The organism is Laceyella sediminis, assembly GCF_003003125.1.
Taxonomy (GTDB): Bacteria; Bacillota; Bacilli; order Thermoactinomycetales; family Thermoactinomycetaceae; genus Laceyella; species Laceyella tengchongensis.
In genome coordinates this window covers 66,754-80,661 of sequence record NZ_PVTZ01000002.1, presented here as the reverse complement: position 1 = coordinate 80,661, position 13,908 = coordinate 66,754, and the positions used below count along the sequence as shown (strand labels likewise).

Sequence of the window (13,908 nt, the reverse complement as noted above, 5' to 3'; positions counted from 1 at the left end):
CATATCCTACAGACAAGGGAGTGACGGGACATGGCGAGAAACAACAAACTGTTGGTTCCTGGCGCGAGCGCTTCACTTGATCAGATGAAGCGGGAGATTGCGAACGAGTTTGGTGTTGAGCTGGGTGCGGACGCAACCGCCCGTGCGAACGGTTCTGTAGGCGGTGAAATGACAAAACGTCTTGTTGCTATGGCTTCGCAGATGTTGAAGCAGAAAAACGCGGGGGAATAATCCCCGCGTTTTTTGTTGTGTGAGAGAGCTTTTGATGATTGTGAGCGTTTGATGGCGAGATGTGATTGTTCGCAAAATCTTAAGACGCGGTCGGATTGACAGTTGGCGCCATGAGCCATACAATGCCAATATGACCAATATAGGAATCATTCTTATTTGGTTGCATAGTTTAGGTTATAGCAAATGAATAGAGATAAGCTGGTAAGATGCATGATTATGCGCTACATTCCCTATTAGATTTGGGAATTAGTTGATTATAAACAGCCGTTTTCTCATACTAATTAGGAATAAAACATATTTAGGAGGGTGAAGATGGGTCGGATTCTCAAAAATTATTACCCTGAATTGACAGGGGTGTTTGTCTTGGGGCTGATCTTCTTCTTTGTGACCACGGGAGTCCCCTTGCTTGCCCCATTCACCGAGGTCACGCGCGAGTGGAGTAGCGGGCTGTCAAGTGAGTTGCACAATTTCACCACCATTTTCCTCAGCCTGTTTATTGAAGGCTTGCCATTCATCCTGTTTGGCACCTTGTTGTCCAGTTTTGTACATGTTTATGTGAAACAGGAGACCTTGTGGCGGTTTTTGCCCAAGCATCCGGTGCTATCGATTCCGTTGGCCGCCAGTTTCGGCCTGTTTTTGCCGATTTGTGAGTGCGGCATCGTGCCCGTGGCTCGGCGGTTGGTGCAAAAAGGGCTTCCCAGCTATGTCGCGTTCACCTTTTTGCTTGCCGTGCCGATTGTGAATCCGATCACCATCGCTTCTACTTATATGGCGTTTGGCGATTCGTGGGAGATGGTTTGGAAACGCATTGGTTTGGGAGCTGGTATCGCCATTTTTATGGGAGTCATGTTTTACCTGTTTTACAAAGGCAGACCCGTGTTGAAAGAGGAAACGGGGGGACAACGGACGGAGGGTTGTTGTGGCGGAGCCCACGACCATGACCACGAGCATGGGTCTCATTGCGCTGAGCGCTCGCATGAAGGGCAAAGCCGGCTGATGCACGCCTTGTCCCACTCCGTGTTTGAATTTATCGACATGGGCAAATACTTCTGCTTGGGCGCGTTGATTGCCGCGGGCTTCCAAACCTTTGTCGGCGTAGCCGCGATCAAACAGTTGGCCCAATTCGACGGCTTGGCTTTAATCCTGATGATGGCGTTGGCGTTCAGCTTGTCGATTTGCTCTTCGGCAGATGCTTTCTTGGCGGCTTCTTTCCGTTCGGTGCTGAGTCAGGGGCCGCTGTTGGGCTTTTTGGTGTTCGGGCCGATGGTAGACATGAAAAATGTGTTGATGATGGCTGGTGGTTTCAAACGGTCGGTGATTTTCTTCTTCGTCGGTTGTACCACGTTGGTTACCCTACTCACTCTGTGGATTTTCTTCTGATATAAAGGAGGGAATGGTGTTGAAAGCTTGGTTGCGTGTGGGGATTTGCTTGGGTATGTCGGTTTTGCTGGTGCAACTGATCATAACCGGTGAGCTGTCGTTGTTTGTCAATCCTCGGTTTACGTGGTTGATCGTTGCCAGCGTCTTGATCCTGGTGCTGCTGGGATTGGTTCAGCTGTGGAACATGAAGGGGAGCGAGTTGCATCGGATCGGCGCTTGGGGGTACTTGGTGTTGCTGTTGCCGATGGCGATGTATCTCTTGATCCCCCCAAAAGCGTTGGATGCATCCATCGCGAGCAAAAAAGGGGTGAGCTATTTATCGGCCAAAAGCGTGAATGAACAGCAACAAAAGAAATCCGCCCCATCGTCTGCATCAGATACCAACGCGGATCCTTTGGCGGTGCCAGAAGACCCCTACAAAAAATTTATTCCGCAGTTGCAACGCGAGCCTGTGATCCATCTATCACAGGAAACGTATGCCGATTACTACAATACGCTCAACTTCTATCCACAACAATTCAAAGGGAAGAAGATCAAGCTAAAAGGGTTTGTTTACCGCGATGACACGATGAAAAAGAACCAGTTGGTGGTGGGTCGCTTTTCAGTTACCTGTTGCACGGCGGATGCGATTGTGATTGGGTTTTTGACTGAGGGGGCGAAGACCGCTACTCTCAAAGACAACGATTGGGTGGAAGTAACCGGGTCGCTGGATGTGGGGATGTATGATGGAGTTGACATGCCGGTAATCAAATTAGAGGCGGTAGAGAAGGTCAAACCGCTGAAAGACCCGTATATCTATTTTACATATTAGAGCGTAGGTCGATAAGCGGCGAAGGGAAATCAATTACCACCCGGCGCCGCTTTTATGTTTGAACAAGGAATGGTTTTAGTCTGATTGCACACACTCCTACCGGCCCGTCGCAAACAAGAAACGGTGAAATGCAATAGCATACAGAAGGCTCATTTCCCTATGAGCTTCGCCTAGGGCAGGTTTTAGCGCCAATCGGTTTTGTACCATGTAGAAACAGGTTTTAGAACCTGCTGACGTGGTATGCTATTGCTAAGGTGTGCAAATTTGGTTCAGAACATGTAATATATGTAGCGATGAATTGAAAAAGACAGGGAGATGGGACAAATGGGTTTATTGGTGCGTTTTTTGGCCAGCGCAGTCGCAGTGGTCGCCGCGGCGAAATGGATTCCCGGTATTGAGGTGGCAAGTTGGGGAACGGCATTCATGGCCGCTTTGGTGCTGGGGCTGATCAACTTGATTGTGCGCCCGTTAGTCATGTTGTTAACCTTGCCGATCAACCTGCTGACATTGGGTTTGTTTTCCTTGGTGATCAACGCGATTCTGTTCTGGTTGACTGGGGTGTTGGTGGACGGTTTAGAGGTCAGCGGCTTTGTGCCTGCATTTTTGGGTGCTTTGCTGGTGGCTGTGGTGACTTGGGTGGCTGATAAGTTTGTTGATTAGGGTGTGTTAGACATCACGCGTGACGAGATGTACCAGACACATCCCTGACGTATGCCCGCTCGTTCTTCTGATAAGCATGGCAACGATAAAGGAGTGCTTCCATTGGCAGAAGCACTCCTTTTTATGCAGATGATGGGTTTGCCTTGTCGGGCTTGATTTCAATCAATTCTGCGCGAATGATGTAACGGTCGGGGGCGTCCCCAATGTAATCAAACGGGTAACAGGTAGTCAAAGTCAACACGGGCCGTGGTATAGGTACGATCACCGTCCGGTCGTCAGCATGGGTGATCCAGTGTTTGCGAAACTGATAAGTAAAGATGTTTCCATTGTACCGGATATACAACTTATCACCGGCCTTCAGGTCGCCCAATCCGCGAAAAACTGTATCACGGTGTCCGGATAGAACCACATGTCCCGTCTCGCCGGGGTTGACTGTGCCGTAGCCTTCATAGAGGCCGACCCCTTTTTTAAGGGATTGATCATCCGTTCCCTGGACGATGGGCAAGATGGCTCCCATTTTGGGGATAACCAGCTCCCCGACTTTGACACCATTTGCAACTTGTGCGCTGTCATCTTTCTTGCCCTGCGGCAGGGCCGGCGCCTTGGCGGTTTCGTTCCAGTCATCCGATATGGACATGGCCAACTTGGGATCGACCACGGCGATGCTGATTTCGTTCCACCAATGAAAAGCGTTGTATCCTAAAATCAGCGCACCAGCGATCATCAAGAGCCAAGCCGCTTTCTTGGCCATGTGTATCACTCCTTTGTGAGGTGCATGAATCTGATGTGTAAAAGTTTCGCGTTGGTTCATTCGTTTCCTTCACTATATTTATTCGTAGGACAAGGGCGTTTTGTGTCTGTGCGGTTGTTGTGACGACAAGGGCGTTTTGCCCCGCTTTCATATCTCCGCCAAAAACGATATCCTAACATTGTCGGACAAAAGAGCGGACAAAGGAGTGACATCGATGCATGCGTGGGAAAGGGTGAGGCGGATTGAACGGATTCTTGGCGTCCGAGCTAACCGCGTAAAGCCGTCGCGCCCTGCGCCGGGGGAGACGGCATTCCAACTTTCTTCAGGAGAGTGGATTACCTTTGGCTTGGCATTGACAAAACGGGAACAAGCGTTGATTGAGTGGTTGCTAAATGAAGAAATGAAGCCAGCGAAGCGCCTGGGGTTGGAGGAATGGATCAAAGGCGTGTTGGACGGTGGGCCACCCGCACCGGTACCGGCGCATCTTAACCATCACCTTCCCGGCGGGCGGATGCCGGCGCTATTGATGTTTGAGCAAGGGCGCCCTTTTTTCGCCAAAGAAGATTTGTCTGTGCTGTTGGATACATACTTTGCCGGGAGTTCCCCGTGGTTGGTGGGTCTAAACGAGAGTGACTGGTTGCTGTTCGTCCCGTTGCGGGAGTGGATCGGTGAGGAGAAGTTCACTTTGGAAGCAGAAGAGCTGTTGCTCGAAGCGGCATCTGGATTGCAGGAGGCTTTAGCCGATGAGTTGGGGCTGACAGCGAGCATGGTGCTGGCTCCGCCGATTGTTTCTTGGGAACAACTCCCCGGCATGTGGCAGCGCATGGCACAGGTGCGGGAAGCGGTGCGTTCGTTCCGCATGGAAAAAGCCGTCTGGGTGACATGGAAACCGCGGTTGGAACGGCTGTTGACGCAATTGGACGATCAGGCGGTCAAAACCTTTTTGGCAGAGATGCCGGGCTTGGCTTTGTTGCGGGAAGAGGAAATGCGCAAAACGATTGAGGCCTTCTTGCGGTTGGATCTAAATATCAGTGAAACGGCCCGCCATCTGTATGTGCACCGCAACACTCTTTTATACCGGTTTGACCGGGTGAAACAGGAAACGGGACTCGATGTGCGGCGGTTTGCGGATGCGATGCTGATCAAGGTGGTGCTGTTGCTTTTGAACCATCAGGAAGGCGAAAGGTGAAACCATACAGAGCTTTTTGTGACCTTTGCACAATGATTCATCGCCCAACCTGTCATAGAATGAAGCTGAGGGATGTCCGGAGAACGAGGCGGACATGCATTAGATCATGCTTCGGGAGGGTGTATGACAATGGCGAAAGTGTGTCTGAACCATGTGTATAAAAGATATGGGGACCATTTGGTGGTGAAAGACTTTAATCTTGAAATTAAAGATAAGGAATTCTTGGTGTTGGTGGGGCCGTCGGGTTGCGGAAAATCGACTACTCTGCGCATGATTGCGGGATTGGAGGAGATTTCGGAAGGGGAATTGTACATCGGCGATCGCTTGGTGAACGATGTGGCGCCGAAAGACCGCGACATTGCCATGGTGTTCCAAAGCTATGCATTGTATCCGCACATGACCGTTTATGAAAACATGGCGTTCGGATTGAAGTTGCGCAAGTTTAAAAAAGATGAGATTGAAAAGCGGGTACGGGAAGCGGCTAAGATTCTCGATATCGAGCATCTGCTTGACCGCAAGCCCAAGCAACTTTCCGGTGGCCAGCGGCAACGCGTTGCACTTGGGCGGGCGATTGTCCGCGAACCGCAAGTGTTTTTGATGGATGAGCCGTTATCCAACCTAGACGCCAAATTGCGCGTGCAAATGCGCACAGAGATCAGTAAATTGCATCAGCGCCTTGAAACCACCATCATCTACGTCACCCACGACCAAACCGAAGCGATGACGATGGGCGACCGCATCGTAGTAATGAAAGACGGAGTGATCCAACAAGTGGACACGCCCACCGAGATTTACAACAACCCGGCGAACATGTTTGTGGCCGGTTTCATTGGGTCGCCAGCCATGAATTTCGTCGAAGGGGTTCTCAAAGAAGAAGACGGCGAGATTTATTTCCAAACAGAGGGTGCAAAAGTGAAGATCCCGACTGGTCGGGCCCATGGTTTGCGTGAACAGGGGTATGTAGGCAAAGAGGTCATTTTCGGCATCCGCCCGGAAGCCGTTCACGACGAACCGGTCTTCATTGAGGCGTCGCCGGACAGCCGTTTCACCGCCAAGGTGGAAGTAGCCGAAAACATGGGTTCGGAAATGTACCTGTATGTCAGCGGCTTGGGAGACAAGTGGCTGACCGCCCGCGTCAACGCCCGCACCCAGTACGTGCCAGAAGCGCAAGTTACGTTGGCGCTCGATATGAACAAGGCACACATCTTTGACAAAGAAACAGAAAAAACGGTACTGTAGTGGTAATAAAGACGAGAGCGGCTGGATGTCAGTCGCTCTGTCGCATATGCGACGGTAGGAGAGTGCCAGATGAGCAAAGTGACGATTAAAAGCATCGTTCAACAATTCGACTTGGAAGTGATCTCTGGTTGGGATCAATTAGACCGGCGCCGGGTCACGGTCGCGGACTTGTACCGCCCGGGCTTGGAATTGGCCGGCTTTTTCACGTTCCACCCCGTTGAGCGCTTGCAGCTGCTTGGAAAAACGGAATTGTCCTTCATTGAAGGATTGACGAAAGCGGAACGACAAGAGCGGTTTGACCGATTGTGCCATCCGGAGATTCCCTGTTTCATTTTGACGCGGAACTATGACGTGCCTTCGGAGTTGGTTCAAGCCGCCCAAGAGAAAAAAGTTCCGATTCTCAGAACCGAGATGGCGACCACCCGTTTTGCGAGCAAGCTGACCAACTATCTGGAAAAGTTGCTTGCCCCCACCACCACCATGCACGGGGTGTTGGTTGACATTTACGGGATTGGCGTGCTGATCACCGGCTCCAGCGGCATCGGGAAAAGCGAAACCGCTTTGGAACTGGTAAAGCGCGGTCACCGTTTGGTGGCGGATGACGCGGTGGAAATCACCCAAACGGAGGAAGGCAGCTTGGTGGGGCACGCCCCTGATTTGATTCGCTATCTGCTGGAAATCCGCGGTTTGGGCATCATCAATGTGATGACTTTGTTTGGGGCCGGTGCGGTCAGGGATAAAAAGCGGATATCGTTGACGATTCATTTGGAAGCATGGCAAGAAAAAAGGCAGTATGACCGACTGGGCTTGGATGAGGAGAAAGTCCGCATCATCGACACGGAGCTTCCCAAGCTGATCGTCCCCGTGCGTCCAGGGCGGAACTTGGCTGTTATCATTGAAGTGGCGGCGATGAATTTCCGACTGAAGCGACTGGGCTATCACGCGGCACAACAATTTGTGCAAAAGCTGGGAGAAGTGATCGATGAAGGGGACGAGATCGATTAAGGGATAGGGGACAAGCTTAGGCTTTCGAGGGCGGAACCTGGCATCCGAAGCCGCCGCCAGCCATGGGCATCCCCACAAGACTCTTTTAGCGACGGCTCCGTAGCAAGTCGTTGATCATGGATCGAAGTCGTTCATAAATGGGAAAAAAGGGCGGCCTTGGCGGCTTGCTTTGGGCTTGGGCCAGTGCGGAAAATAGACGAACTGGATCGGTGTGTCCCGTAGGCATCCCGGTGTGAGGCATGTCCCTTTCCCATTTTTGACGCTTACGCTTGCCAGCTTGTTACATTCTAAGCAATCGTAGCGTTCGTTTATTTTATTATCAGAAAAATATATCGGATGCAAAATAAATACCTCCGAGGCGTGTGTAACCTATTTTAATAAATCAGACATTTTGTGTCTATGGATGAGATGTTAAAATATGGATGAATAAACAAATTACGGGGATGAAGAGAAGGGTTTTTCCTGATTGCTCTTAATCCCTTTTCCTATCTGAATCGTTTGCGATAAAATACAAGGGATAGTGGATGCGAAGGGAAGAAAGGAGTGTGCGAACCATGTGGCAAGCAGTCATTGATCCGGTTGCGTTTAAGCTGGGTCCATTTCAAGTGCATTGGTATGGTGTCATCATGGGGACAGCTGCGTTGCTGGGATTGATCCTGGCCGTTCGCGAAGGCGAGAGGCGCGGGCTGGACAGTGACACGATTCTTGATATGATGCTGTGGATACTGCCCTCAGCGATTGTCGGCGCCCGCCTATATTACGTTCTGTTTGAGTGGGAATACTATGCCATGCATCCTGAGGACATCGTAGCCGTCTGGAAAGGCGGGCTGGCTATTCACGGAGGCTTGATTGCCGCTTTTCTCGTCGGATACATATTTGTGAAGAAAAAAAACATCGATTTCTTGCAGTTGGCCGACATTGTGATTCCTAGCGTGCTTTTGGGCCAAGCGATCGGACGATGGGGCAACTTTATCAACCAAGAGGCCCACGGCGGTGAGGTGAGTCGGGCCTTTTTGGAAGGTTTGCATTTGCCGGATTGGATTATCGAGCAAATGAACATTCAAGGGGCTTACTATCATCCGACGTTCTTCTATGAATCGATGTGGAATCTGGTCGGGTTCGGCTTATTGTTGTTGATCAGGCATTTTAACCCACGCCGCGGCGAGGTGCTGTTTAGCTATATGATCTGGTACTCGCTCGGGCGCTTTTTCATCGAAGGATTGCGTACCGACAGCTTAACCTTTACCGGCCCTGACTGGTTAGTGTCGGTGATGGAGCTGTTATGGTCTCCGATGTCGCTCATGTTTGACCCGGGGATGATGGATGGAGGGAACGTGCGGATCGCCCAGCTGGTGAGCTTAATCTTAGTCTTGGTAGGCGCTTTTCTCATCATTTGGCGTCGGGCCACGGGAAGAGCCACGGCCTTTTATCGGGATGAAGCGACCATAGAGGCGCCAGCCACAGCCAGTGCACAAGATTCCGCCGAAAAAGAACCATCGGCATCGCCGGCGGAAACGAAAACCAATGCGCAAGCGGAGGAGAAAGAAGGCCAGGCAAAAGCGTAGAGCTAGCACCATCGGGAGATCGGAAGAGGTGTCTTCCATCTCCTTCTTTCATGCCAAAAATGAGGTGACAATGTGAAATACACAGTGATATTGTTTGATTTGGACGGAACGCTGATCGACACCAACAACTTAATTCTTTCTTCATTTATGCACACGCTTGAGACGCATTGCCCGGGAAAATACACTGAGCAGGATGTGCTGGCATGCATGGGTGAACCGTTGCTTGACCAAATGCGCCGGTTTGACCCTTCTCAAGCCGAAGAGATGGTCAAAACGTACCATGCCTATAACGTGGCCAAACACGATGAGCTGGTGGCATCGTTTCCCCATGTGCGCGAAGTGTTAACTCAGTTGCATGAAGCGGGAGTCGTCTTGGCTGTCGTGTCCAACAAGCGTCGCCTGGTTGTGGACATGGGCTTGAAACGGATGGGGCTGGATCACTTGATGTCAGCTGTCGTCACCGTGGATGACGTGAAACGGGGCAAACCGGAACCGGACATGATCCATCTCGCGCTAGACAAGCTGCAAGCCACTGCCGAGCAGGCATTGATGGTGGGTGACAGCCGCTATGATCTCATGGCCGCCGAAAGAGCCGGTGTGGCCGCGGTAGGGGTGGCTTGGAGTTTGCACGCCGATGAGTTGAAACGGCTGGCTCCCGCGTATTTTATCGATGATATGCGTCAACTGCTTGACATTGTCCAGATCCAATCGGCCAGGGGATGATGGAGATGAGAAAAACAGAGCGCTTCCCAGTGCAAGGAAGTAATGCATTATGGCAACTCTATCAAACGATTCCCTTTTGGAAAGTGTTTTGGAACACCTTGATCATCTTGATTGCTCGTTATGTTCCCTTTTTGTCGATGAAACGGTGGTTGTACCGCACCTGCTTGCGGATGGAAATCGGGGAGCAAACGGCCGTGGCACTGATGGCCACGATGGATGTGCTGTATCCTGAAAAAATCCGTATCGGTAAAAATACCATCATCGGGTATAACACAACCATCCTGACACATGAATACTTGATCCACGAATACCGACTAGGTGACGTGGTCATTGGCGACCATGTGATGATTGGCGCCAACAGCACCATTTTGCCCGGTGTCACCATCGGCGATCACGCGATGGTGGGAGCGGGGTCGGTGGTTACCAAAGATGTGCCACCCCATGCGCTCGTAGCCGGAAACCCGGCGCGGATCATACGCGAGCGGGCCACCGAAGGCACATGATACGGCATCTGCCACAGGCATCTGATTTTTAATATCAGATGCCTTTTTTACGTTTCTAGCGCGGAAAAAGAGTGAACCGCCCTCAGATGGCAGACAATAGGAATAAATGGTGTTGGGGGCGGACAAAAGCGCTGTTGGGCTAGGAGTGTGACCAGGTTGTGACGGGAAGGCCATTTCCCGGGGAATATTCACAAATCAGAAATTGACTCAATATATACTGTTCGGTAATATTGGGGTGATTTAAGGCCGGTTTCGAAAGCGAAAACAAACATCGAACGCATCAACGTTCAGGGTTTAGCTCATCATGTATACCCTGGTGCAAAGGAGGATCCAAGTGAACTGGCTGACACGATTTTCTGTTCGCAATGTCGCCGCCGTTTTGATTTTGACCCTTCTCATATCTGGCGGAGGACTTTATACAGCGACACAATTGAAGATGGAATCGATGCCAGACATCAGTTTTCCAGTGGTAGTGGCGATTACGCCTTATCCTGGCGCTTCGCCAGAAGACATATCTAAAAAGGTGACCGATCCGATCGAGAAGGCGGTTCGGGGGATGAAAGGCTTGCAAAAGCTGAATTCCGTCACCGCTGACAGCACCTCGGTGATTGTTGCTCAGTTTGATTTTGACGTAGATTTGGACAAAGCGGAACAAGAGATGGAAAGTCTCATCAGCAAAGTTCGCTTGCCCGAGGATGTGCAAGACACCGTGTTCAACCGTTTCGGTTTTAACACGACCCCTGTGGTCAGCTTGTCCGTTTCCAGCAAGGACAAAACGGCTGCGCAATTGGAACGGTTGATCAATGACAAAGTGAAACCCGCCCTGGAGGGAGTAAATGGGGTGGGGGAAGTGCAAGTGAAAGGGGAAGGACCCAAAGCGGTTTACATCCGCTTGAAGCCGGAGCAACTAAAAAAATACAACCTTTCCGCTCAAGCCGTCCAACAGGCTTTGCAAAGTGCCAACATGTCGTTGCCGTTGGGTGATTTGAGCACGGACGGTATCGAGTTGCCGGTGCGTATCGATCAGAAAATCACGAGTGTGGATCAGTTGCGAAATTATGAACTGACCGTTCCGCCTAACCAGATGGAAGGCATGCAACAAGCGTTTGACCAAATCGGCCAAGGTTTTCAGACGATGGGCCAACAGATGGGCGCACTTGGCCAGGCTGTCGGTGGCTTGGGCAATGCGGTCAACGGAATTGGCCAAGCGGTAAATGGATTAGGGCAAGGGGTTGCGGGCCTGTCACGGGCGCAAGCGACCCAGGCTGATTTGGTGGCCAAGCTGATCGGCTTGCAGATCGCCTTGAACAATGAGATGAGCAAGCCGGAACCGGACATGAAAAAAGTCGGTCAATTGTACGGTGCGATCAATGGGGTGAAAACCGGGCTTACCCGGCTTTCGGATCAACTGTCCAAAGTGAAGGGCCCGTCCAGCAAGAAAGTGCCGGGCATGAAGATGCCTAAAGGCAAGGCGTCTACCCCGCGCCCAGCTGGCAAACCAAAGCAACCGAAGCTCGCCGAAGCGGAGATCAAGACGGTGAAGTTGGGGGACATCGCCTCCATCACCGAGTCGGCTGCTGAGCAGTCCCTGATCACCCGCACCAATGGCAAGCCTTCTGTCAACATCGATATCATCAAAGATCAAGATGCCAACATTGTGGAAGTGGCCGACGGGATCTTCGCCAAGCTGGGGCAACTCACCAAAGAACACCCCGAGCTGAAGGTTATCACCTTGTATGACCAGTCCAAAAGCGTTAAAGCCTCCATTCATTCCATGGTGCGCGAAGGGCTTTTGGGTGCGTTGTTCGCTTCGGTCATCATTTTGATCTTCTTGCGTGATTTCCGCATGACCCTGATTTCCATCGTCTCCATCCCAGTGTCTGTGTTGGCGACGTTGATCTTGTTGAAACAAGCAGATATCACGCTCAACATCATGACATTGGGTGGAATGGCGGTCGCGATCGGGCGAGTCGTGGATGACAGCATTGTCGTGATTGAGAACATCCACCGCCATCTGATGCGCAATGCGGATCGCAGTGTGAACATTATTCAAGTAGCGACCAAAGAAGTGGGCGCGGCCATCACGTCGTCCACCTTGACCACTGTGGCGGTATTCATCCCGCTCGGCTTTGTGACCGGCATTGTCGGTGAAGTGTTTTACCCATTTGCATTGACTGTGGCTTTTTCGTTGTTGTGCTCATTGGTGGTGGCAGTCACGGTTGTGCCCGTGCTGTCCAAGCTGATGCTACTCCGCGGCACCCCGATGCGCCACAAACGGGCGGAAAGCCGGATGGCCCACTGGTACCGGAAGTCGTTGGCGTGGGCGCTGAACCATAAAGCAACCGTGATGAGTCTGTCAACGGTGCTACTGGTGGCCAGTCTCTTCTTAATTCCGTTGGTGGGAACGTCGTTTTTGCCAGCGGAAAAGGATAAGGCGTTGCGCGTGACAGTAGAGCTACCGTCGGGCACAGAGTTGCAACAAACCGACAAATTAAGCAAGCAGATCGAGCAATTGTTGCGGAAGCATAAAGAAGTGGGAGTCATCTCCACAACGGTCGGTAGCATGGCTGGCCAATTGGGCGCCGATGGCAGCATTGGCAGTGCCAATCGGAGTACGATGGTAGTGATCCTGGATGATAACACCAACATGGAACCGTTCTTGGCTGATGTGCGCAACCAAGTGAAGCCGTTGGCAGAGGAGCATAAGGCTGAAATCAACGTAACCGAGATGAGCAGCATGGGCGTGCATGGAGGCGGGATCAACGCCAGCGTTCGCGGGGACAACATGGCAGACGTCAAGCGGGTGACTGATGAACTGACCGCAAAGCTGAAAAGCGTTGATGGGCTGACCAATGTGTCCAACAACTTAAGTGCCCAAAAAGAAATCGTCACTCTGCAAGTGGATGAGGCCAAAGCGGCCAAAAAAGGACTGGTGGCCCAGCAAGTGGCCATGTCGGTACGCGGCCTGCTCCAGGCGGACAAAGTGATGGATATCGAGCAAGGTAACGAAGCACAGGAAGTGAAATTAGGCTTAGAGAAAGAAGGGCTCGCCTCGGTTGAGCAACTGAAAAAGGTGGAAATTTTGTCGCAGACGGGAGACATGATCCGCTTGGATGAAATCGCCACCTTGAAGGTTGAAAAGGGACCGGTGAGTATTCAAAAAGAAGACGGCCAATTGTATGCCTCCGTCACGGGAGATGTGATGGTCAAAGACACCGGAGCGGTTTCCCGAGAAGTGATGGACATCATCTCCAAAATGAAGAAGCCGTCCGGCGTTACCATCAAATTGGGCGGTGACACCGAAGAGATGAATAAAAGCTTCGCCCAGTTGGGAGTAGCTATGATTGTCGCCATTTTCGCCGTCTACTTGGTCATGTTGATTGCGTTTGGCGAGGCGACGGCGCCTTTCACCATTCTGTTCTCCTTACCGTTTGCAGTGATTGGCGGTTTGGTCGGTCTTTATGTGGCGGATCAGCCGATTAGCGTGTCGGCGATGATCGGGGCGTTGATGCTGATTGGTATCGTGGTGACCAATGCCATCGTCTTGATTGACCGCGTCATGCAGAAACGCAAAGAAGGCTGGGAGATCACAGAGGCTTTGCTGGAAGCGGCAGGCACCCGGCTCCGGCCTATCTTGATGACTGCCTTGGCGACCGTGTGCGCGCTCCTGCCACTTGGATTGGGTTATGGAGAAGGGACGTTGTTGTCGCAAGGGCTGGCAGTGGTGGTGATCGGCGGATTGCTTTCGTCGACGCTGTTGACGCTGTTCATCGTGCCGATCGTGTACCAGCTGTTCGCAGGGCTACAAGCGCGGTTTGGCGGCAAAAAGGAAAAAGAGGCATAAAATCAAA

Annotated in this window: 12 protein-coding genes; 11 read left to right on the top strand and 1 reads right to left on the bottom strand. The window is 51.6% G+C overall.

The genetic code is table 11. From position 1 onward, the window contains the following. Positions 1-30 precede the first annotated feature (30 nt). The 4 genes from CLV36_RS03165 to CLV36_RS03150 all read left to right on the top strand — a co-directional run bounded on the left by CLV36_RS03165 (position 31) and on the right by CLV36_RS03150 (position 3,082). Positions 31-231, top strand: a complete 201-nt coding sequence (locus CLV36_RS03165) for an alpha/beta-type small acid-soluble spore protein (RefSeq protein ID WP_022737514.1) — start codon at positions 31-33, stop codon at positions 229-231. 312 nt (positions 232-543) lie between these two features. Further along, a complete protein-coding gene (locus tag CLV36_RS03160; protein WP_106341736.1) occupies positions 544-1,611 on the top strand; it encodes a permease in 1,068 nt (355 codons plus the stop codon). 19 nt (positions 1,612-1,630) lie between these two features. Next, positions 1,631-2,422, top strand: coding sequence for a TIGR03943 family putative permease subunit (locus CLV36_RS03155; RefSeq protein ID WP_181352801.1), 792 nt, complete (start codon positions 1,631-1,633; stop codon positions 2,420-2,422). A gap of 324 nt (positions 2,423-2,746) precedes the next feature. Then, a complete protein-coding gene (locus CLV36_RS03150; RefSeq protein WP_022737517.1) occupies positions 2,747-3,082 on the top strand; it encodes a phage holin family protein in 336 nt (111 codons plus the stop codon). A 121-nt stretch (positions 3,083-3,203) separates the two neighbouring features. Here the strand turns inward: CLV36_RS03150 and CLV36_RS03145 are convergent, their stop codons facing one another. Further along, positions 3,204-3,833 (bottom strand): class D sortase, encoded by a 630-nt coding sequence (locus tag CLV36_RS03145; protein ID WP_106341735.1) that lies wholly within the window; start codon positions 3,831-3,833, stop codon positions 3,204-3,206. 214 nt (positions 3,834-4,047) lie between these two features. Between CLV36_RS03145 and CLV36_RS03140 the strand changes: the two genes are divergently transcribed. From CLV36_RS03140 to CLV36_RS03110, 7 genes are all read left to right on the top strand, one after another. Further along, a complete protein-coding gene (locus CLV36_RS03140) occupies positions 4,048-5,022 on the top strand; it encodes a PucR family transcriptional regulator (protein ID WP_102993536.1) in 975 nt (324 codons plus the stop codon). A 129-nt stretch (positions 5,023-5,151) separates the two neighbouring features. Next, positions 5,152-6,261, top strand: coding sequence for an ABC transporter ATP-binding protein (locus tag CLV36_RS03135; protein ID WP_106341734.1), 1,110 nt, complete (start codon positions 5,152-5,154; stop codon positions 6,259-6,261). A gap of 69 nt (positions 6,262-6,330) precedes the next feature. Then, the gene (hprK, locus tag CLV36_RS03130) at positions 6,331-7,266 is read left to right on the top strand and encodes an HPr(Ser) kinase/phosphatase (protein ID WP_102993534.1); all 936 of its coding nucleotides are present in this window, start codon (positions 6,331-6,333) and stop codon (positions 7,264-7,266) included. 554 nt (positions 7,267-7,820) lie between these two features. Continuing rightward, positions 7,821-8,831 (top strand): prolipoprotein diacylglyceryl transferase, encoded by a 1,011-nt coding sequence (gene lgt / locus CLV36_RS03125; protein WP_106341733.1) that lies wholly within the window; start codon positions 7,821-7,823, stop codon positions 8,829-8,831. Between the two features lie 72 nt (positions 8,832-8,903). Then, a complete protein-coding gene (gene ppaX / locus CLV36_RS03120; protein ID WP_106341732.1) occupies positions 8,904-9,554 on the top strand; it encodes a pyrophosphatase PpaX in 651 nt (216 codons plus the stop codon). A 5-nt stretch (positions 9,555-9,559) separates the two neighbouring features. Further along, positions 9,560-10,057 (top strand): acyltransferase, encoded by a 498-nt coding sequence (locus CLV36_RS03115; RefSeq protein WP_022737524.1) that lies wholly within the window; start codon positions 9,560-9,562, stop codon positions 10,055-10,057. 334 nt (positions 10,058-10,391) lie between these two features. Continuing rightward, positions 10,392-13,901, top strand: a complete 3,510-nt coding sequence (locus CLV36_RS03110) for an efflux RND transporter permease subunit (protein WP_181352800.1) — start codon at positions 10,392-10,394, stop codon at positions 13,899-13,901. Positions 13,902-13,908 lie beyond the last annotated feature (7 nt).